Annotated in this window: 14 protein-coding genes and 1 tRNA gene; 5 read left to right on the top strand and 10 right to left on the bottom strand. The window is 65.2% G+C overall.

All coding sequences use genetic code 11. The annotated features are described in order from the left end of the window. Positions 1 to 109 precede the first annotated feature (109 nt). A complete protein-coding gene (locus C8J40_RS11085) occupies positions 110 to 760 on the top strand; it encodes a hypothetical protein (RefSeq protein WP_132897090.1) in 651 nt (216 codons plus the stop codon). An 80-nt stretch (positions 761 to 840) separates the two neighbouring features. Beyond that, positions 841 to 1,107, top strand: coding sequence for a hypothetical protein (locus C8J40_RS11080; RefSeq protein WP_132897089.1), 267 nt, complete (start codon positions 841 to 843; stop codon positions 1,105 to 1,107). Positions 1,108 to 2,008: 901 nt separating this feature from the next. Here the strand turns inward: C8J40_RS11080 and C8J40_RS11075 are convergent. After that, positions 2,009 to 2,650, bottom strand: a complete 642-nt coding sequence (locus C8J40_RS11075; protein WP_132897088.1) for a hypothetical protein — start codon at positions 2,648 to 2,650, stop codon at positions 2,009 to 2,011. A 2-nt stretch (positions 2,651 to 2,652) separates the two neighbouring features. Between C8J40_RS11075 and C8J40_RS20295 the strand changes: the two genes are divergently transcribed. After that, on the top strand, positions 2,653 to 2,817 hold the full coding sequence (locus tag C8J40_RS20295; RefSeq protein WP_165911421.1) for a hypothetical protein: 165 nt from the start codon (positions 2,653 to 2,655) through the stop codon (positions 2,815 to 2,817). A 419-nt stretch (positions 2,818 to 3,236) separates the two neighbouring features. Here C8J40_RS20295 and C8J40_RS11070 read toward each other — a convergent pair whose 3' ends face one another. From C8J40_RS11070 to C8J40_RS11060, 3 genes are all read right to left on the bottom strand, one after another. After that, entirely contained in the window at positions 3,237 to 5,132 is a 1,896-nt protein-coding gene (locus C8J40_RS11070; RefSeq protein ID WP_132897087.1) for a site-specific integrase, read from the bottom strand. 79 nt (positions 5,133 to 5,211) lie between these two features. Beyond that, positions 5,212 to 5,286 (bottom strand) — tRNA-Glu (locus C8J40_RS11065). A gap of 84 nt (positions 5,287 to 5,370) precedes the next feature. Further along, positions 5,371 to 6,744, bottom strand: a complete 1,374-nt coding sequence (locus tag C8J40_RS11060; RefSeq protein WP_132897086.1) for a 3-deoxy-7-phosphoheptulonate synthase class II — start codon at positions 6,742 to 6,744, stop codon at positions 5,371 to 5,373. A gap of 232 nt (positions 6,745 to 6,976) precedes the next feature. Here C8J40_RS11060 and C8J40_RS20290 point away from each other — a divergent pair, with 232 nt between their 5' ends. Further along, the gene (locus tag C8J40_RS20290; RefSeq protein ID WP_165911420.1) at positions 6,977 to 7,141 is read left to right on the top strand and encodes a hypothetical protein; all 165 of its coding nucleotides are present in this window, start codon (positions 6,977 to 6,979) and stop codon (positions 7,139 to 7,141) included. Here the strand turns inward: C8J40_RS20290 and C8J40_RS11055 are convergent. From C8J40_RS11055 to C8J40_RS11045, 3 genes are all read right to left on the bottom strand, one after another. Beyond that, complete coding sequence (locus tag C8J40_RS11055; protein ID WP_132897085.1) at positions 7,135 to 8,073, bottom strand: D-2-hydroxyacid dehydrogenase; 939 nt, start codon at positions 8,071 to 8,073, stop codon at positions 7,135 to 7,137. The genes C8J40_RS20290 and C8J40_RS11055 overlap by 7 nt on opposite strands. A 95-nt stretch (positions 8,074 to 8,168) precedes the next feature. After that, on the bottom strand, positions 8,169 to 11,759 hold the full coding sequence (locus C8J40_RS11050; protein ID WP_132897084.1) for a M1 family aminopeptidase: 3,591 nt from the start codon (positions 11,757 to 11,759) through the stop codon (positions 8,169 to 8,171). Further along, positions 11,759 to 12,667: an ABC transporter ATP-binding protein gene (locus tag C8J40_RS11045; RefSeq protein ID WP_132897083.1), complete on the bottom strand. Its 909-nt coding sequence runs from the start codon at positions 12,665 to 12,667 to the stop codon at positions 11,759 to 11,761. Before C8J40_RS11045 ends, C8J40_RS11050 begins: the two co-directional genes overlap by 1 nt. A 272-nt stretch (positions 12,668 to 12,939) precedes the next feature. Between C8J40_RS11045 and C8J40_RS11040 the strand changes: the two genes are divergently transcribed. Beyond that, positions 12,940 to 15,156 carry an ATP-binding protein gene (locus tag C8J40_RS11040; RefSeq protein ID WP_207901202.1) on the top strand — a complete coding sequence of 739 codons (2,217 nt, stop codon included), beginning with the start codon at positions 12,940 to 12,942 and terminating at the stop codon, positions 15,154 to 15,156. A gap of 6 nt (positions 15,157 to 15,162) precedes the next feature. Here C8J40_RS11040 and C8J40_RS11035 read toward each other — a convergent pair whose 3' ends face one another. From C8J40_RS11035 to C8J40_RS11025, 3 genes are all read right to left on the bottom strand, one after another. Further along, complete coding sequence (locus C8J40_RS11035; RefSeq protein ID WP_132897081.1) at positions 15,163 to 16,509, bottom strand: AarF/ABC1/UbiB kinase family protein; 1,347 nt, start codon at positions 16,507 to 16,509, stop codon at positions 15,163 to 15,165. A gap of 135 nt (positions 16,510 to 16,644) precedes the next feature. After that, positions 16,645 to 19,773 carry a PAS domain-containing protein gene (locus C8J40_RS11030; protein WP_132897080.1) on the bottom strand — a complete coding sequence of 1,043 codons (3,129 nt, stop codon included), beginning with the start codon at positions 19,771 to 19,773 and terminating at the stop codon, positions 16,645 to 16,647. Positions 19,774 to 20,047: 274 nt separating this feature from the next. Further along, complete coding sequence (locus C8J40_RS11025; RefSeq protein WP_132897079.1) at positions 20,048 to 21,601, bottom strand: aldehyde dehydrogenase (NADP(+)); 1,554 nt, start codon at positions 21,599 to 21,601, stop codon at positions 20,048 to 20,050. Positions 21,602 to 21,739 lie beyond the last annotated feature (138 nt).

Here is a 21,739-nt window from a genome sequence, read left to right as displayed (position 1 = left end):
ATGCGTTTGGGATACCGCGTGGGATCGATGCCGGTAGCGAAACGAAGCGCTCCGGCGGCAGACGAGAGCGATGCTCGGAACATATGCACATGTGCATAGTTCTAACGTCATGAAAAAGCGATACGAACATTCTGGAAGACCAGAAACCGACGCGATGCGGATAGAGCGCCTGCTCTTCCAGGCGAGCGTGGCGCGCCGGGGACGTTCGGCGATCCCGTCGCCGGCGGTATCGTGCGGACCGACTGCGATCGACGAGTCCGACCCGGAGCGGGTGGCTTCCCAAATTCTTGAGGACGTGCTGACGAGCGACCTGGGAGCGAGCGTCAACTGTGCCGCCTACCTGACCAGGGCGGTCAGTTTGCAGCACATGGCCATCCCGTCGCTGAACGTTCTCCAGACGAGCATTCATGCGGTGGACCTCGCACCGCTCGCTGGCCGCGGGCTGGCGGTCGCTATTTGCGAACTCATGTACCACGCGGGAGGCGGTGCAATTTACGCGGGTCCGGTCGACCTCCAGCTCGCGGTTGGAGTGGACGGCAGTCATCTGGTCGTGGGTCTCGTAGCGAATGGAGGCGTCCATCCGGTCGCGTCGGCTTCCGCAACCGCGGCGATGATGCGCGCGATTGACATGGTGTCGGCTCTGCGGGGGCAGTTCGTGCGCGTCTATGAGCCGGCGAGGACGACGTTCGCGATCCTCCTTCCATATCGGGAGGTCGCCGCTACGAGCCCGAAGGTTCGTGCCGGCCGCGGGCGGCACTGACGAATGCCGTCCAAGGCTCGCTACGCGAAGCCGCCGGAGTCGCGTCAGGGACTGGACTATAGATTCAGGTGTATCGCGGCATGACGATCGGCATTCCGGTGTGGGTCGAGGTCGATGCGCCTGATGCGCCGCAGTGGCGGTCCGCTCGATCACCAAGCCTTGTCCCGTTTCCCGGTCCGTCGCCTATCATCGGCAATCAGGCGCCGGGCGAACTCATGATCCGCGCTGTTTGCGAACGGCAGGACGTCGGCCGTTTCCGCGACCATCCACCGTTGCCGACGCACCGCAGTGGTGAAGGTCGAACGCGCGGCGTCTCCGGACTGCCGCACTGCGCGTGCCCGCTATGAACGCGAAGCCGCAAAGATCGCTGATCACGCCGCAACAGGCCGCCGTTCACGAACTCTTCGTCGAGACCGGGTCGATGTCGAACGTCGCCCGTACCTTGCGTCTCAGCCAGATCAGGGTTCGAGAGGCACTCGTCCAGTACCAGCGCAACGTCATGAGGTCTCCCGGAAGGCGTACTACAGCATCGGCTGATTGATACGCGTCGCCGAAGGGGAGTGGGAGTGACGCGAGCGTACTTGCGAGTATAAGTTCGATCATGGTATCTCCAGGTTGCGATCTCGGATCGGTGAACGCGAATGCCGCGTCGGCTGTCGGTAATGACCCGGGGGATCGCCGTAGGATGCGATCCAGGACAGCCTGCTTGCGGGATTTGACGCGCGTACTTGCGCGCGCCCCCGGTGCAGGACGCCGACGAGGCCGTCGTGCGCCGCGCTTGGATATGTCAGGCGTCGTCGCGTCTGATCGTTGGCGCTGCCCGGCGATCGGCTGGTGTTCTCGTGGTGTGATGGACGATGCTCGCGTCTATTGCCCGAGCTTTGTCGGGCTCAACCGGCCGAAGCCGACGCAGCGCATGGCTCGATTTTTGATGGGAGTCGGCTCGGTACGTCGCAAGCGAGCGGGGTGCTCGGCCTCGACCATCTCGATCAACGCGTAGGTTTGCTCGCTCGCCTCCACGCGCAAGCGTCCAGGTGCGAATGGACAGCGGCATGTCCGAAAACATTTCACGCCGGTCCGGGAGGCCGTGCAACGGCCTTCCCGATTGGAATATGCGATTTGAAAGTTAGGGTAGAGGGGAAAATAGCGAGGGCTGCGGCCCCGCGGCTCCGCCTGTACCGAGCCGGATGTTAACATTTCGTTACCGGGGGCGGATCGGCAGCCGGTTCGAGCTGCCGATCCGAGGGGTTATCCGGCCTGTGCGAGCACGGCGGACATCGTGTCGACATCGAGCACGGTCATGAGCGCCCCGATCGGCGACACTAGGGGAGCCGTGCCGGGGTTGCGTGCCGCCCGCGCGAGGACGGCCGTGCGCGCGAGGTCGAAGCCCGACTCCGGGTAGTCGCCGGCCATGTCGTGGAAGATCAGGCAACCTTCAGAGTCGAGTTTCAGCATGGCTCTGAGCGCCGGGAAAAGCAGAACCGCGGGGCTCCGGCTGTCGCGCTTCCAAAGGCGACCGTCCCCGATTGCGAGCGCCTGCGTAAGGCCGTCGGTCAAGACCGCGTGGAACCCGCAGGGGCCATCGTGGGGCTTGGACGGGTCGAATGATACGAAGATCATTCGATAGTTCTTGCTCCGACCGAATTTCGCCAGTTCGACCTCGTCGGCATGGGATGGCGGGGGGCCGCCCAGGAAGACCGTGTCGACGTCGCAATTCCGGCGACGGCTGCGCGAGGTCATCTCTTGGCATACGGCCACGGTCACGTCGTTGATGCCTTGCGAGTCGAATGTGCTGCTCATGGTGAGTCCTTCCGTTGCGCCCTGCGGGCGCGAGGTTCCGATGGATGAAGCCTTCAAGAAGTTTTCCCCTTCCTGATGATCTTCGATCAAAGATGCTCAAGATCGCTGCTGACCGATGGATGCGGCGAACCTCCAGCCAGAAACCTGGTTCTCCCGCCGAAGCGTGTGCCGGGCCGACCATGGTCGAGTGGAGGGCGCGCGCGATCGCCGACGGGGCGTTCGTCCTTATTGAGCGCGATCACGCCATCCAGGTCTAATCGTATGAGTGTGCGGTCCCGGTACGCGAGCTGGGGTGGCCACATCCATACGGTCGATGGTTTCGCGTTTTCGCACCGCCAGTACTGCTGCGCCCCTGAGGCCCTAGGCCTACGCGGTTGGTCGCCGCATGCCCTGCGCGAGCCGTCTTAGCCGCCGAGACGGTCACGCCGGTGCGCAGTAGACCGCGTCGATCATCGCACTGCGATAGTCCCACAGCTTCCGGTTCCGTTGCTGCGGCCTCGGTGCGTTATGAAGGCGACGCTCGTATCGGCTCGATCACAAACCGGCCGTACGCAGGCGGGGCTACGCTCCGCCTGCGACCGTTCGCGGTGGCGACTGACGGCCTCGCCCCGTTGCGTGCCGCGTGTCCTTCAGGATTCCGACGATCCTGATTAATCGGATCGCGTGGCCAAGCCACTCAATGTCCGGGGTCGCGGGATCGTCCGAGCGAAGATGCGCTTTCGTTCTGTCTCTTGGACTTGAAGGCGTCCGCTGCCTTCAAGAGTGTCTTCCAGCTCACCTTCTTGATGCCGATTGCGATCCGTGCCCAGTCGATGCACGAGAAGTCGATCTGGTGAAGTTCCCGGTGGATCGTCCTGATCCGTGGCTCCGACCCGTAACGGCTACCCGTGCTCACGGGTGCGTGACCGCAGATTTGATCCAGGGTGCGATCGGTTAGACGCGCATCGTTGCCCTTGGCCTTGAACGCGTGGCGGAGGGAGTGGAAGACCAGGCGTCGGTCGTCGGAGACGTGACGATCGATGATGCGGTTTATCTTCTGGCTGGCCTCCTTCGTGCGCTTGCCCACGCTGTTCTCCCTCAGGTCGGGAAAGAGCTGCGTATGGCCGAGCTCGGTGAGCGCATCCACGTAGTCGGAGAACCCCAGTTCGACGAGCTTGTCGTGCACCGGAACGAGTCTGATCGAGTCGTCCGTCTTGACGCTCTTGTCCTCGCCGTCCTCGTCCTCGACATATTCATCGATGTCGAGATACACGATGTCCCCATCGGAGTAGACGTCCGTGAGAGCGACCTGTCCGACCTCCTCCAGCCGCGCACCGGTCGTTATCGAAAGCAGGAAGAGCCAGAAGACGGTGACGTCGCTGATATGCGATCTGGTTTCCCAGTTCGCGGGATCAACGAAAAGCGGGCTCGCGCACAGGGTCGCGAGCTCGTGGTCCTCGAAGCTGCGGCGCGTGCGTCGTTTCTTGGTGTAGCCGACGATCTTGATGCCGCTTCCGATGTTCACGGGGGTCCAGCGTTGATGGAATGCGTAGGTGAGTAGCGCCTGGAGAGCGCCCACGCGCTTCTTGAGCGTAGGAGGCGCGCACTTGGGGATGGCGTCCTTGTGCTTCGCGACGCGGGCGGTGAAGGGCAGGGCGCGATCCGCCCTCGGCATCGATGCGGGAAGCTTCGCGGCCTCGTCGCGGAAGTCGTACAGCATGTCGGCGTCGATCATCGATATGGTCGGATCGCCTGCGAAATCGATGAAGTCGTCGATCGCGGCCTCGTACTCGCCAGCCGTCTGGGGACGTGGGGCGTTGCCGGCCTTCCATTCGCGAAATAGCGCCTTGAGACGCAGGTTCGGACGCCGCCTCGAATTCGGAACGCGCGGCCGGTGACGGGTAAGGCGTACCCGGTTGAGCTCCTCGTCGCCGTTGCGCTTCTCATCGACGACTTCCAGAAGCGCCTTGGCGATCTCATCATCCGAGAAGCGCGCGGCACCCGGGTCGAACGCCCTTAGTCGGGCGGCCGGACCGGCGAGGCAGGGACGCCAAATTGATTCGGCGTGATGCCAACGCAGCCGGATCCAGTTCGTACCGGTCTGCTCGGCGTCCCCGCCATAGGCATCGGCAACCAGCCCCTCGAAGCGGCTCTTGTCCGCGCAGACAAGGTCCCAGGCGGTGTTGGACGGCGGGCCCATGATGGCGGGGGGGTAGACGTCGTCCACGCCGATCGACTTCCGCGAGCCCGCGGCGGCGTCCAGTTCCATGAAGGTCACGATTAGACGCTGCTGACCGGACAGCCCGGTGCCGGTAGCGGGACCCTCGCACCAGCGCCTCACCAGGGCGCCGGGGGTTGGGACCAACGTTCCTTCCGCGAACCGGCGGCGCGCTTCGGCGAGCTTCGTCTCGAATTCGGCGTTCTCGCGCGCAAAGCCGATCTTGGCTTCGGCGGTGTCCTTGGTCCGGAGCGATACCTTGATAACGGCCTTGCCGTCGAAGGCCGGGCGAAGCGCTTCCGGGACCGCCCGTCTGAAGTAGAGTTGCCCGGTCCGGGGATCGGCGAAAGGGGACGCCATGCTGGTCTTCTTCACGTTCTTCTGTACCCATGTTCTGTACACATGACGGGTAAAAGAGGCGTAAATCCGCGCATTTCCGAGGGTTAGTCGGGAATGGTGACCCCTACGAGAATCGAACTCGTGCTTACGCCGTGAGAGGGCGTCGTCCTAACCGCTAGACGAAGGGGCCGTGTAGCAGAAGCGGGCGTCTACGGAATGGGTCGGTAGCCGTCAAGACGGTTACCGACAATTCTTGCGACGCCCGCGTATTTTATCAGGCAGCGACCTTCTTGCGTTCGGCCATTTCCTCGTTGAGCATCTCGGCCAGCAGGAATGCGAGCTCGAGGCTCTGGCTGGCGTTGAGGCGCGGGTCGCAGTGCGTGTGATAGCGATCGGCGAGGCTCTGCTCGGTCACGTCGACCGCGCCGCCGGTGCACTCCGTCACGTTCTGACCGGTCATCTCGGCGTGGATGCCGCCGGCGTGCGTGCCCTCGGCGCGGTGGACCGCGAAGAAGCCGCGCACTTCGGCGAGGATGCGGTCGAACGGCCGCGTCTTGTAGCCGTTGGCGGCCTTGACGACGTTGCCGTGCATCGGGTCGCAGCTCCACACCACCGGGTGGCCTTCGCGCGTCACGGCACGGACCAGGCGGGGCAGGTTGGCCTCGATCTTGTCATACCCATAGCGCGTGATCAGCGTCATCCGGCCGGGCACGCGGCCGGGGTTAAGCGTGTCGAGCATCCTCAGCAGGGCATCGGGCTCCAAGCTAGGCCCGCATTTGATGCCGATCGGGTTGCCGATGCCGCGCAGGTATTCGACGTGGCTGGAGCCCTCGAACCGCGTGCGATCGCCGATCCAGAGGAAATGCGCGCTCGTGTCGTACCAGTCGCCGGTCAGCGAATCCTGGCGGGTCAGCGCCTGCTCGTACTGGAGCAGCAATGCCTCGTGGCTGGTATAGAAATGCGTCTGCGCTAGCTGCGGCACTGTCTCGGGATCGATCCCGCACGCCGCCATGAACTCGAGCGCCTCGCCGATCCGGTCCGCGGTCTCGGCGTATTTCTTCGACCAGGGGCTGCGGCCCATAAAGTCGTGCGTCCAGCGGTGGACCTGGTGGAGGTTCGCGTAGCCACCTTGCGCGAACGCCCGCAGCAGGTTGAGCGTCGCGGCCGACTGCGAATAGGCACGGATCATCCGCTGCGGATCGGGCGCGCGTGCCTCAGCGGTGAAGGCGATGTCGTTGACGTTGTCGCCGCGGTACGAGGGCAGCTCGACGCCGCCGATCGTCTCGGTATCGGTCGAGCGCGGCTTGGCGAACTGACCCGCCATGCGGCCAAGCTTCACCACCGGGAGCTTCGACGCGAACGTCAGGACGACCGCCATCTGCAGGATGACGCGGAACGTGTCGCGGATGTTGTTCGCGTTATGCTCGGCAAAGCTCTCGGCGCAATCGCCGCCCTGGAGCAGAAACGCCTTGCCGGCGGCGACTTCGGCGAGCGACGCGGTCAGGTTGCGGGCCTCGCCGGCAAAGACGAGCGGCGGGAAGGTCGCCAGCTGGTCAGTCGCGGCGGTCAGTGCAGCCGCGTCGGGATAGGTGGGGAGCTGTCGTGCTTCGTGACGCGTCCAGCTGTCGGGGGCCCAGTTCGCGGCCATATCATGTCGTCCGGATGGTGAATTGTGCGGCTGGCCATGCGCGAAAACGCCTTTTCGCGCAATGAAGTAAAGCTTGTGCGGCTCAAGCATGTGCCGTTGCTAGGCCACCATAGAGAGGGTAGGCCCTTGAAAGCGCCCGGTTTGACCATTTTTGTCGTAGCTGAGACGATTGGGAATGGCGCAACCGCTGTCCCTTCGGCATTAGCCGCGTATGGATATCCCTTTGCGTGTCATGATCGCGTTTTCAATCATCGCCGGCGTCATCGTGGTCGGCGTGCCTATGCTGTTGGTCTTTGCCCGTCGTCGCCGCGCAACCAAGCTGCGTCGGCGCGGCGTCAAGAGCTACAACCGCCAGCAACGCACCGACCCCCTCAGCATCCGCTCGAACGGTCAATAGCCCTCGTCGAGATCGGCGACGTTCTTCATCGGTGTACCGGCGAGAAACGCGGCAAGATTTTGGAGGAACATCGTCGCCCCGCGTTGGAACATCGTCGTCTGGCTCCTGCCCGACAAGTGCATCGTCACGATCGCATTCGGCGCGGACCAGAGTGGGTGGCCAGCAGGCAGGGGTTCGGGCTGGGTAGGGTCGAGAAACGCGCCGCCGATCGTTCCGTCCGCCAGCGCACTGCATAAGGCTTCGTCGTCAATCATGTCGCCGCGGGCGATGTTGATCAACCACGCCGAACTTTTCATCTGCTGGAGTTCGGCATGGCCGATCATCGCCTGCGTCGCGCCGGTCGACGGTGCGGCGAGAATGATCCAATCGAACGCGCCGAGCCGGTCGCGCCAGGCATCCGCCGTGATCGTGCCATCGCGGCCGGTCCGCGAGACGCCCGTCACCGCGACGCCAAACCCGGCAAGCCGGTCGCCGATCAACCGGCCGATCGTGCCATAGCCGATGACCAGCGCCTTCGTCCCCTCGAGCTCGATCTTGCCCGGCGCGTCCTTGAGCCATTCGTGGCGGTCGTACGCCCGCAAGACCGTATCGAAGCGCTTGGCCGCGACCAGCACGCCCATCACGGCATATTCCGCCACCGTCACCGCATTGATCCCCGCGCCGTTGGTCAGCGTGACGTGATTGGCCTTGAGGTGTTCGAGGGGGAACGCGTCCAGCCCAGCATAGATCGTCGATACCCACGTCAATCGGGGCCCCGCCGCCCGAATCGCCTCGGCAACGAGATGGGTCGGCTGCATGTCGACCCAGGCGATGTCGGCATCCGCGATCATCGCCTTCGCATCGTCCGGCGTCGAAAACCAGGCGACGTCGAGCGTCATGGGGAGATGGGGTTCGAGGAGCGGGCGAGCGGCTGCGGGCAGGACGGCTTTCATTCGCTCAGCATCGGTCGTGGACGGAGCCTGTCAAGTGCCGTGATCGGTGCCGGTACCTCGTCGCCACCTCGTCGCATTGCCGGCCGTCCTGACCGTCATCCGCCGGTCACCGCGGCGACATTGTCGTCGCCGTTGCGGTCTACGTAGAAATTATAGGGATCGACCCCGGCGAATGCGGGCTTGCGCGTCGTGACGATGCGGATGACCTGTTCGCCAGAGCGGATCGGGCGGCGTTCCTTCAGGATGACGTCCTTTGTCGCAAAGCTGCCAAGCCCGGGACGCTGATCGAACACGCCGACGTCGATCATATCCGACAACGGTGCTTCGGTTTCGACGCCTGCACCATTTGCATGAGACTTGGTGGCTTTGATCGTCAGCAGCGTTTCGAAACGGCCGTCGGATCGCCTGCGCGTAACGGCCGCGGTCGTCTTGAGGTCGTACACGGTGATCCGGTCGAGCAGGTCGAGCACGAGTTCTCTTTCCGCCGGGGTTCGCGCCAACGACAGGAACCCGTCGACCAGATCGAGCGAGCGCGGATATGGCTTGCCCTTGAACCTATACCGCGCAAGCAGGCCGCGCAGCATCGCGTTGACCCGCGCCTCGCCAAGCCGATCCTGGAGAAGATACATCACCAGCGACCCCTTGCGGTAGTGGATGTACCCCTGGCCCTCGACCCGGTCGAGCGGGACTTCTTCGACGACCTCGCTACCACGCGAACGCAGATAGCTGTCGAGTTCATACTTCAGGAAGCGGCGAATCTTGTCGTCGCCATATTGATGTTTCATCACCATCAGCGCCGAATATTGTGCCATCGTCTCGATCAGCATCGAGCCGCCCTGCATGTCCGCGCTGACCAGTTGATGACCCCAATATTGGTGGCCTAGCTCGTGTGCGGTGATGTAGCTGATATAGTCGACCTTGGCCGGATCGCGGTTGTCGGCAATGAAGCCGAGCCGTTCCGAATAAGGGATCGTGCCAGCGAACGCCTGCGCGTAGCTCGCATAGCCCGGATATTCGAGGATGCGGGCATAATCGAACTGATAAGGCCCGAAATTGGTGCGGTAATAGCGGAGCGAACGCTGCATCGCGTCGAGCATCCGATCGACGTTGAAGGCGTGCTGCGGATCGTAATACACCGTCAGTGCAGTGCCGTCGGCGGTACCGTTTTTCTGCGCGTACGCCGCTGACTGGACCGAGAAGAAGGCGAGGATCGGAACGGTCGACACGAACCGGGCAGTGCGCCGCCCGCCAGCGATGGCGTCCGAGACTTTCCGACCCGGCGCGATCGGGATCTGGCTGGCGAGCGTCGAGACGGTGATGTCGGAACGAACCCATGGTGCGTTGCCCAGCAGGTTGCGGTCCTGTGCAGTGCGATCCTCGAGCTTGGCAGGACGGAGTTCGGGCGTCAGGCCGTATTTGCGCCGTTTCGAACGCTCCTCGAGCAGGCCATCCTTGCTCATGCCGATCTGCGGCGCGAATTCGCGATTCTCCAGAAACGTACCGTTGGCCACCACGCGCGTGTCGTCGCCCGTAGCGACGAGGCCGCGTTGCCAGCGGGTCGTGTGGAACGTCAGCGTGCCATGCGCGCCGGGCGCAAGCGGAGTTGCGAACCGGTAGATACGGTATTGCAGGTCGGAATCGTCCATCACCAGCACAGCGCCGGGAATGGAGACCGCCCCCAGCCGGGTCCTGTCGTCGGGCAGGCGAACGTGAAGGTCGCGTACCGGCGCACCGCTATCGTTGACGAACGCGTAGGTGCCGTCGGTCTCGAGCCGGCGTTGGTCGGGATAGAGCGCGACGTTCAGCCGGATATCCGTGACCGAAGGCTGCTTTACGCCGAGATAGCGTAGATATTTTTTCTCGTAGAGCGCCTGACGCGCCTCGCCATCCTGCTTGGTGCGATAGACGCTCAGAACGTCCATCTGGTAGTACAGGAAGACGCCGGTCGCAGTGGCCATGATGAGCGCACCGGCCAGGACCGCGCCGGGCGTGCCGATCAGACGACGTGGCACCTGCACAAGCCGCACCCGCAGCCGGGTTTCGGTGCCGCGCCGCCAGAGCAGATGCGCGAACACGCACAGGCCCAGCGCAATCGCGCCCCAGTACAGCCGCAACCACCATGCCCGCGCGCCACCGATCTGTGCGCCGTTCATGTCCGACAGCGTGACGGTGCCGACCGTGCCATATTGGTAGAGTGGGTGTTCGAAGCCCATGTTGGTCAGCGTGATCGTGCCGACGAGGTAGAGGACCATGATCGCCCAACCGATATATTTGTTCGGACTGAGCGCCTGGACGAATACCGCCAGCACCGCGAGGATCACGGCATCGACGGTCATCGGCAGCACCCACCACGCGATATAATGGCCGAGCGCCAGATCAGTCTGGCCGCGCGAAAGCTGGACGACGCACGCAGTGACGACCGCCACCACGGAGGTCGCGAACAGCACGCCGGTGATCGCCAGGACTTTCGGCACGAGATACGCCCAATTGGGGAGCGGGGTGGCGTCGACGATCTCGTGCATCCCGCGCTCGCGGTCGCGCCAGACGAGTTCGCCCGAATAATAGATCGCGATGATCAGCGGGATGATGCTGAACGCACCCTCCAGCGTCCCGATCACCGCAAAGGTCAGCGGGCGGATCGCGGTACCGTACATTTCGTTGGACGAGAGCAACGCGGCCAGCGCGTTGAAGATGCCGATCAGCATCAGCACGAGAAATGCGGGACTGCGGAACACGAGCGCCATCTCGAACCGGCAGCGCTCGCGAAGGCGGGTCCAGCCTGCGGCGGCGGGGCGCGCGGCGGGGAGCTGGTCGACCAGCAGCGGCGGGGTGGCGGCGAGCTTTGCGGTCGTCCGGCGTTGCCGGCGAAGCGCCCGTTTCGAGACGCCGCGCTCGGCGAACGAAAAGCGGACATAGGCGATGCCGATCGCGACGAAGCCGATCAGGATCGCGAACAGCCGGTTCCAGACCAGCACGCCGGTAAAGGCGGGCAGCCCGGCATTCGCCTCGCTGGCGGTGAAATAGCGCGTGGTGCTCGCAAAGGCGCCAAGCCCGAACGGTTCGAGGTAGCTGCCGACCGCGCGCCATTCCGGTTTCGCCCGCAGCACCGCGTTGATCGCCAGGTACAGGACCAGGAAGACGATCACGCCGAGATAGCTGTACATCATCGACCGCGTCATCGTCGCCACCGCGAAGAAGATCGCGGAGGTCATGAACACGCTCGGCAGCGCCAGCAGGAAATAGGCATAGGCATAGTCGCCCAGACGATTGGGTCCGAGCCGTTCGGCATCGACCCATGGCATCATCGACCCCAGCCAGATTGCCAACGGGATCGCGACGAACGCCAATGCCGCGGCACCGAACGCGCCAAGGAACCGTGCGGTCAGATAGTCGAACTTGCTGACGCGCGTCGACCGGACCATCGGCCCGAACCCGCTCTCGTCGTCGCGGACGATCACGTTGGCGACGAACGCGGTCGTCACGAACATGAAGAACAGCGACATGATCAGGTGGACCTGGGCGATCGCGACCGGTGCATTCTTGTGGATGTTGGCGCCGCTGCCGATCTGGATCTGCTCGATCGTCATCGATCCGAAGCTGAGCAGGAAGAACAGGATCGCGACGGTCCAGAAGACCGGGTTGCGCAGCTGATAGCGCAGTTCGAAGCGGGCGATCTGGCCGAACATCAGGCAGCGACGAACTGGTCGGATGCTGCTGCCGGTATTCGCCGCGACCTAGCGAGCGTCGAGAAATAGACATCCTCGAGCCCGCCATGTGCTGCGGCAAAGCCTTCGCCGGGATCGTCGGGCGACAGGATGTGAATGATCGTCCGGCCAGCGAACAACCGTGTCGAGATCACCTCGTAGCGCAGCTTGGCCTCGTCGAGTTCGTCCCTGCCGATCGTCTTCGCCCAGACCTGGCCGCGGGTCCGCTCGATCAGGTCGAGGGGGGCGCCTTCGAGCTGGATCCGCCCGCCCGCCAGCACTGCCATCCGCGGGCACAGATCGGCGACGTCCTCGACGATGTGCGTCGACAGGATCACCACGACGCTCTCGCCGATCTCGGCCAGCAGGTTGAGGAAGCGGTTGCGTTCCTCCGGGTCGAGCCCGGCGGTCGGTTCGTCGACGATGATGAGACCGGGGTTGCCGATCAGCGCCTGCGCGATTCCGAAACGCTGGCGCATGCCGCCCGAGAAGCCGGCGATCGCCTTCTTGCGGACGGACCAGAGGTTGGTCTGGTTGAGCAGCGTCTCGACCGTCTCCTTGCGTTCGCGCGCCGAGGCGATCCCTTTGAGCACTGCCATGTGATCGAGCATGTCGTAGGCCGACACGCGCGGATACACGCCAAAATCCTGCGGGAGATAGCCGAGCGTCTCGCGCAACGCCTCCGGGTTGGCGACTACGTCGATATCGCCGAACCGGATCGTCCCCGAGGTGGGGGTCTGCAACGTCGCCACCGTCCGCATCAGCGTCGACTTGCCCGCGCCATTGGGACCCAGCAGTCCGAACATGCCATTGGGGATGCTCAGCGTCACATCATCCAGCGCGCGCGTGCCATTGGCATAGACATGCGTGACATTGACCAGATCGAGCATGTGGAATCCCCGTTCGTTTCGAAGGCGCAACCTATCAAGTGTATTGCCGTTGTAAAGCGCTCAGACTGAGGGGCTATCGCGGGCGCGGTGGCGTATGATGGATTTGAGGGGCGGCGAGACAGCACGATCCTTGTGTTTCAAAGACGTCGCTAGGCGGCGGGTAGTTGTGCCGATCCTGAGTTACCCGCGCGCCAACATGCGGAAAACAATCTTGTATTGTTGAGCGGGCCCCGACAGAGACGCGGGGCGGTCGGCGTGGAAAAGGCGGAATGGTGTCGAAGGAATTCGCGTTCTTGGGCGACGGCGGGCGACTGGCGACGCTGATCGGCGAGACGGACTGGGCATCAACCCCGCTCGGACCGATCGACGGCTGGCCGCAATACCTCAAGACCGCGACCTCGATCATCCTGCGGGCGCCGGTGCCGATGGCGTTGCTGTGGGGAAGCGACGGCGTCATGATCTACAACGACGCCTATGCCGCCATCGTCGGCGCCCGGCACCCCGCGGGTTTGGGGGCTACGGTCCACGATGCATGGCCCGAGGCGCGGACGTTCAACGAGCATGTCCTGCGCGTCTGCCTGGCCGGCGAAACGCTGTCGTTCGCGCGACAGGAGATGTCGCAATATTTTCCGACACACGATCACGCGGTCTTTCTCGATCTCAATTACTCGCCGGTGCTCGATCATGACGGCGTGCCCGGCGGGGTGCTCGCCGTCGTCGTCGAGACGACCGACGCGGTGCTCGCCGAGCGCGGGCTGCGGGGAGAGACGCACACGCTCGAGACGCTCAACCTCACCGGCGCGGCGCTGGCGGCCGAACTGGAGCTCGAGCCGCTGATCCAGATGGTGACCGATGCGGGCGTCAAGCTGACCGGTGCGCAGTTCGGTGCCTATTTCCACAACCTGATGGATGAGACGGGCGAGAAGCTGCATCTGTTCACGCTGGCCGGCGCCGAGCGCGCGGCGTTCGAAACGCTCGGGCGCCCGCGGGCGACCGCGGTGTTCGGCCCGACCTTCCGCAACGAAGGCGTGATCCGCTCGGACGATATTCTCGCCGATCCGCGCTATGGCCGCAGCGCGCCGCATTACGGAATGCCGAAGGGGCACCTGCCGGTCCGCAGCTATCTGTCGGTGCCGGTGACGTCGCGATCGGGGGCCGTGCTCGGCGGATTGCTGTTCGGGCATTCGGCGGTTGGGCGGTTCACCGAGCGGCACGAACGGCTGCTGGTCGGGGTCGCGGCGCAGGCGGCGATCGCGATCGACAATGCACGGCTGTTCAAGGCGGTGCAGGACGTCAACGACACGCTGGAGCAGCGCGTCGTCGAGCGTACGCTGGAGTTGACCGAGGCGCACGAAGCGCTTCGCCAGGCCCAGAAAATGGAGACGCTGGGCCAGCTGACCGGCGGGATCGCGCATGATTTCAATAACCTGCTGACGGTCATCCGCGGATCGGCCGATCTGCTCAAGCGCCCCGACCTGACCGAGGATCGCCGGACGCGCTATATCGCCGCGATCGCCGATACCGCCGACCGCGCGACCAAATTGACGAACCAGCTGCTCGCGTTCGCCAGGCGATCGTCGCTGACGCCGACCATCGTCGATGCGCGGACGATCCTGCACGGGATGACCGACATGATCGCGACGCTGTCGGGCGCCTTTATCGAGGTGTCGATGCGGCTTCCCGACGAGCCTTGCCTGGTCAACGCCGACGCCAGCCAGCTCGAGACCGCGATCGTCAACCTGGCGGTCAATGCGCGGGATGCGATGCACCAGCGCGGCCGCCTGACGATCGACGTCGATGCCGCGCAGCGTATTCCTGCGGTCCGCGGTCACGCGGCACAGGATGGGGATTTCGTCAGGATCGCGATCCGCGATACCGGCACGGGCATCGACCCTGCGCATATCGAGCACATCTTCGAACCGTTCTTCACGTCCAAAGCGGTCGGCCACGGCACCGGACTTGGGCTGTCCCAGGTCTTCGGGTTCGTCAAGCAATCGGGCGGTGAAGTGATCGTCGACAGCGTCCCGGGCGAAGGCGCGACGTTCGCGCTGTACCTCCCGCGCGAGCGTAATATGACCCCGATCATCACCGATCCGGAGCCGGCCATCTGTCCCGAGCAGGTCTCGCTGCGTATTCTCGTGGTCGAGGACAATCCCGATGTCGGCAATTTTGCGATCTCGGCGCTTGCCGATCTGGGTCATGCCATCGTTTTCGCGCGCGATGCCGAGGAAGCGCTCGACGTGCTCGACGGGCAAACCACGAGGTTCGATGTCGTTTTTTCAGACGTGATGATGCCGGGCATGACCGGGATCGAGCTCGGGCGTGAGATCCGCCGGCGCTATCCCGAGACCGCGATCCTGCTGACCAGCGGGTATAGCGAGGTCATTTCGCGCGAGGGCTCGCACGGATTCGATTTGTTGCGGAAGCCGTATTCGATGGGCGAACTTGCCGCTGCGCTTCAGCGCGCAACGTCGGCGTTTGTCGAGTAGATCCAGTCAGTCGACCGGCGGTGCGCCGCAATAGGCGGCGACCATCGTCCGGATATCGACCTTCGCCTTCAGTCGAGCAGCCAACAACGCCGTGCCGCTGATCTTGCGCTGGACGAACAGCGTGTCGATCGGCGGGAGGTGCCAGGTCTCGCGATCGCGCGCGATTTCGGTGCCCTGCTCGCGGAGCACGCCGACGAACGCGCGGTCGCCAAAGTCGAACGGGCCGGGCTTGGCGAGCTCGCCGAGGATCACGTCGATCATCCGGTCGACCAAGGCTCGATGCCGGACCACCGCCGCCTCGCCGAGGAAACCCGCAGCGATGGCGGCCTCGCGAACCGCATCGCGGTCGCCAGCCAGTGCGGCGGCGAGCAGGCGGCGATAGCCTTCGCCGGTTTCCGCAGGCAGCGGGCGCGCCGCACCGAAATCGAGCAGGACGAGCTTTTCGGTATCGGGCTGCCAGCGGTAATTGGCGAAGTTCGGATCGGTCTGCATCAACCGCCAGTCGAACAATTCTCGAAGGACCAGCGAGATCAGATCATGCATTACCCGGTCGCGCACCGCCTGCGGGGCGGTTTCGAGCGACTCGACAGGCACGCCGGTGACGAAGCTCATCGCCAGCACGCGCGGTGTCGTCAGGTCGGCGACCAGCGACGGCACCACAAACGCGCTCTCGCCCGCCAGGAGTTCGCCGTAGCGCGCGAGCATCGTCGCCTCGCGCAGATAGTCGGCCTCCTCGTGGAGCTGGCGCTTCGCCTCGTTCAGCAGCGGGGCGATGTCAAGCGACTTGGGCAACAGCCCCGACACGCGGAGCAGCGTGGCGACGTTGTCGACATCGGCGTCGATGCTGTCCTTCACGCCGGGATACTGGACCTTGATCGCCAGTTCGGATCCGTCGGGCAGGCGCGCGCGATGGACCTGGCCGATCGACGCGGCGGCGACCGGGTGCGCCTGGAAATGCGCGAAGCGACGCCGCCAGTCCTTGCCCCATTCGGTGGCAAGCACGCGGTCGAGCTGTTGTGGCGGCATGTGGTGCGCATTGTTGCGGAGCTTGGCGAGGATCGTCGCGAGTTCGGGCGGGAGCATGTCGCCCGCGTCCATCGAGATCATCTGACCGAGCTTCATCGCCGCGCCGCGCAGGTGCGAGAGCTGATCGGCGACGCGCGTGGCGTTCGCGGGGGTCAGCAGCAGGTCGCCCATGCTCGGACGTTCGCCACTGGCGAGCCGCCGTGCACCTTCGGCAACGACCCCGCCGGCGACACCACCGGCGAGACGTCCGAAGACCCCGATACGGGCGAGACGGCCACTGGGGATCGCGCGTCCTGCGCTGGCTTTGCTGCCGCGGTCTTCGGTCAAATCACATCCTTCAGTCGCTGGGCGCGACCTTCGACCAGAATATGGGGCGGGAGAGCGAGGGCGCAATTGATGTGAGTCACCGCGGACCGATAACATCTCGATCCTCCCCCTGGCGGGGGAGGATCGACTGGCGTTCTATTCTGCGTCGGTCAGGCGAACCGTCGGTGTTGCGGCCTGGAGCGGATCCGCAAGGATCGTTTCGCCGAGCGATGCCAGCACCGCGGCCGCCAGCGCGTCTAGGCCGTAAGGCTTCTCCAGCATGATCGCATCGGTTTCGTCCGCGACCGACGCCGTATCCCCCGTCGCGAAGACGATGCCGACGCCCGGCCGCAACGCCCGCGCGGTCCGTGCAAAGTCCGGTCCGGACACGCCCGGCAGGTTTACGTCGGTGACCAGCGCATCGATCGGCACGGTCTGGAGCGCGGTCATCGCGTCCTCCGCGCTCGCCGCGTCGACCACCACGAAGCCGCTGCCCTGCAACATCTCGGCGGTGTTGGCGCGGATCAGCGCGTCGTCCTCGACCAGCAGCACGGTGCGGCGGGCAGGCGTGTCGAGCCGACGATCGGCCTCGATCCGTGCGTCGCGCGCGGCCTTGGCGGCGGGGCTGCCCGAGCGCTGGCGATTGGCGAGCACCTGGCGGAATTTCCGCGCAAGGGCTTCCCGCGTGTATGGCTTCGACAACAGCTCGAGACCCGCATCGAGCTTGCCGCCATGAACGATCGAGTTCTCGGTATAGCCAGACGTGAACAGCACCGCGAGATCGGGCAGGCGTTCCTTGGCCTTCCGCGCGAGTTCAGGACTTTTCAGCGTGCCGGGCATCACGACGTCGGTGAACAGGATATCGATCGGCACGCCGCTCTCGACCACGTTCAGCGCGCTGGCCGCGTCGACTGCCTTCAGCACGCTGTAGCCGAGATCGGTGAGCAGCTCGACGACGGTGCCGCGCACCTCGTCGTCATCCTCGACCACCAGCACGGTCTCGGTGCCGCCGGAGATCGGGCTGGCATCGGCGACGACCTCGACGTCCTCGCTCTCCATCGCGCGTGGCAGATAGAGCTTGATCGTGGTGCCTTCGCCGACCTCGGAATAGATCTTCACATGGCCGCCAGACTGTTTGACGAAGCCATAGACCATCGACAGGCCGAGGCCGGAGCCCTTGCCCTCGCTCTTGGTCGAGAAGAACGGTTCGAAGACCTTTTCGATGATCTCCGGGCTCATGCCGGTGCCGGTGTCGGACACGGCGAGCATGACGTATTGTCCTGCCTCGACCTCGTCATGACCCTGTGCATAACTGTCGTCGAGGTGCGCGTTGCCGAGCTCGATCGTCAGCTTGCCCTGGCCCTCCATCGCGTCGCGCGCGTTGATCGCGAGGTTGAGGAGCGCATTCTCGATCTGCGCGGGGTCGATGAAGGTGTTCCACAGGCCACCGCCGACCACCGTCTCGATCTCGATGCCTTCGCCGATCGCGCGACGGAGCATGTCGTCCATCCCGCGCACGAACCGCGTGACGTTGACGACCTTGGGCTCGAGCGCCTGGCGACGCCCGAACGCGAGCAGCTGCGCGGCGAGCTTCGACCCGCGCGAGACGCCGGCCATCGCGTTCTCGACCCAGCGCTCTGCGCGCGCGTTGCCCGCGAGGTTCTTGCCGAGCAGCTGGAGGTTGCCCGAGACGACCTGGAGCAGGTTGTTGAAATCATGCGCGACGCCGCCGGTGAGCTTGCCGACGGTCTCCATCTTCTGCGACTGGGCGAGCTTGGCTTCGGCCTGGCGACGTTCGTCGATCTCGCGGATGACGCGCGCTTCGAGCGTCTCGTTGAGCTGGCGGAGCTGATCCTCGGCGCGCTCGCGGTGGCGGACTTGCCGCGAGAGCGCCTCGGCCTGTTCGCGCAAGGCGGCCTCGGCAGCGCGCTGATGCGTGATGTCGGTGTGGACGCCGACCCATTCGAGGATTTCGCCGGCGTGGTCGAACATCGGCAGGCCGCGTACCGCGAAAGTGCGCCACGTCCCGCAGTGCCGACGGACGCGGTGCTCGAAAACGAACATCGACTTGCTGAGGACGGCGGCAGTCCACGCCTTGATCGTCGACGCGACATCGTCCGGGTGGATCGCGTCGGCCCAGCCGAAATTCTGGTATTCGTCGATCGACTGGCCGGTCAGCGCCGCCCAACCGGGCTGTTCGCCGATCATCCGGCCATCCGGGCTGTTGGTCCAGAGTACGCCGTGGACCGCGTCCATCGCGGTGCGGAAGCGACCGTTGCTGATGCCGATCGCCGCTTCGCGCTCGGCGCGCTCCTCGACGTCGATGCCGAGCACGTAGATGCCAGGGATCGCGCCATCCGCCGCGATGTGTGGCACGTAACGAAATTCGGCACGGCGCGCGCGACCGTCGCGGTGCGGAAAGACGGTCTGCGCGGTGAAGCTTTCGCCGGCCAGCGCCCGGTCGAATGAGGGGCGGCGATCCTGATAGACCGCGTCGCCGAGGACGTCGCGGACGGGTCTGCCGATCATGGCTTCGGGGTTGGCGCCCAGCCACTCCTCGTACTGCGCATTCGCCAGGCGGTAGACGTGATCGCGGTCGATGTACGAGATCAGCATGGGCACCGCATCGGTGATCCGGCGCAGTTCGGCTTCGCTGGCGGCGAGACGGTGCTCGGCTTCGACCCGGCCGGTATTGTCGACCATCGTGCAGAGCACGCCGCCGACGCCGGCATGCGGGCGGTAGACGGGCGTGTAGAACAGGTCGAGCGTCAGCGTCTCGGGTCCGTCGTGGCGCTGGAACAGGATCGGCTGGTCACGATAGGCGACGGTCTCGCCGCGAAAGCCGGCTTCGAGGACGGCGCGGTTCCAGTCCCAGACTTCGGGGAACGCGGTCGCGACCGGGCTGCCGAGCGCGGCGGGATGGCGGTCGCCGGCGACGGCACGGTAGCTGTCGTTGTAGAGCATGATGTGCTCGGGACCCCACATCACGACCTTGGCGACCGGCGAGTTGAGGATGTTGGCGAGCGTGACGCGGAGCTCGGCGGGCCATGAGTCGATCGGGCCGAGCGAGGTCGCGCTCCAGTCGCGCTGGCGGACCAGCATGCCGCATTCGCCGCCACCGATCAGGCTTTCGCTCGACGATGTCGCTTCGCCGTCGCGCATCCGTTCGAGCGCGGTGCGGAGAATCGTGGTGGCGTCGCCGTGGCCGGCGGCGGCGAGATCGTCGATATAGCCTGCAAGGTCGTCTGGCAGGGAAATGGTGCGCGACGCGACTGGGGTTGTCATGCCGGACTAGTGCGTATGCGGCGCACGCGTGTCAATGAATTCGCGTGGTTAGGGGGTGGCATGCGCCGTATCCAGACACCCGTCACCCCAGCGAAAGCTGGGGTATCCCCGTGACGAGCGATCCTTGCGCCAAGCCTGATACCCCAGCTTTCGCTGGGGTGACGGCGTTTGAATGCGTCGGGCGCAGCAGCTTCCGCCGGACACCGCACCACCGGCAGAACCCAAGAGGGCGCTTCCGTACGGCAGCGCCCTCTTCCCTATCACTTCGAGTCGATCAGCCCTCGGTGCGCGGCAGGCCCAGCGGGTTGCCGTGCTTGACTGCCTTGGGCAGCAGCGCATCCGGCAGGTCCTGATAGCAGACCGGGCGCAGGAAGCGCTCGATCGCCGCGGTGCCGACCGACGTCGTGCGCGGATCCGACGTCGCCGGGAAGGGGCCGCCATGCACCATCGCCGGCGCAACCTCGACACCCGTCGGCCAACCGTTGGCGAGGATGCGCCCAGCCTTGCGCTCGAGCACCGGCACCAGCGCGGCGGCGTCGGCATAGTCGCCCTCGTCGATCTGCAGCGTGATTGTCAGCTGACCCTCGATCTTTTCGAGAACGCTGTGGACCTCGGCGAGATCGGCGCAGCGGACGATGATCGAGGCCGCCCCGAACACTTCGTGCGACAGCGCCGGATCGGCGACGAACGCCTTGCCCGTGGTCGAGAACAGCGCGGCGCGACCGCGGTTTGCGCCCTCGGCCTCGGTGCCACGCGCGAGAGTCTCGATCGAGTCGTGCCCGGCAAGCGCCGATACGCCCTGTTCGTAGCTGGCATGGATGCCGGGCGTGAGCATCACTTGCGGCGCGGCCTCACCCAGGGCGGCAGCCGCTGCCTCGACGAACACGTCGAGATCGGGGCTATCGACCGCGACGACGATGCCGGGGTTGGTGCAGAACTGACCCGACCCCATCGTCAGCGACCCGACATACGCCTTGCCGAGCGCCTCGCCGCGCGCCGCGAGCGCGGCGGGGAACAGGATGACCGGGTTGATGCTGCTCATCTCGGCATAGACCGGGATCGGCTCGGGACGCGCTGCGGCGAGCTTGACCAGCGCGAGGCCACCGCCACGCGACCCGGTAAAGCCGACCGCCTTGATCCGCGGATCGGTGACGAGCGCCGCACCGAGTTCGTTCGCCGGACCCTGCACCAGCGAGAACACGCCCTCGGGCAAGCCGCACTTGGCGACCGCGGCCTGGATCGCCTTGCCGACCATCACCGACGTGCCGGGATGCGCGGGGTGACCCTTGACCACGACCGGGCAACCGGCGGCGAGTGCCGACGCGGTGTCGCCACCCGCGACCGAGAAGGCGAGCGGGAAGTTCGACGCCCCGAACACAGCGACTGGGCCGACCGCGATCCGGCGCTGGCGCAGATCGGACCGCGGCATCGGCTTGCGGTCGGGCTGTGCCTCGTCGATTACGACCGACGCCCAGGTGCCGGCGCGCAGATGCTTGGCGAACAGGCGAAGCTGGCCGGTGGTACGACCGCGCTCACCCTCGAGACGTGGGCGGGGCAGGCCGCTTTCCTGGATCGCGCGCGCGACGAGCGGCTCGTGGATCTCCTCGATCTCGTCGGCGATCGTCTCGAGAAATACCGCGCGAGCCTCGGGATCGATCTCGCGGAAAATGTCGAACGCGGCTGCGGCGAGCGTGCACGCCTCGGCGACATCGGCCTCGCTCGACACGGCGAACGCGGGCTCGATCTTCGCATCCGTCGACGGGTCGATCGCGAGGAAGGTGACGTCGCTGCTCACGGCGCGCGCGCCGATCGGGAAGGTGCCGTCCATATCAATTCTCCAGGTCAGTCGATGCCCGCCGGATCATCACGTCGGGGCCGGCGAGCGTTGCGCATGCAGTATTAGTGGGAGCGGTAACACGCAAGCGCAAGCCAAGCGTGATTGCGGTACAACGGCTTCGACGGCGTT

The sequence above is a fragment of the Sphingomonas sp. PP-CC-3A-396 genome (assembly GCF_004343105.1).
Lineage (GTDB): Bacteria > Pseudomonadota > Alphaproteobacteria > Sphingomonadales > Sphingomonadaceae > Sphingomonas.
The sequence above is the reverse complement of the archived record's forward strand: the minus strand, read 5'-3'. Positions and strand labels throughout refer to the sequence as shown.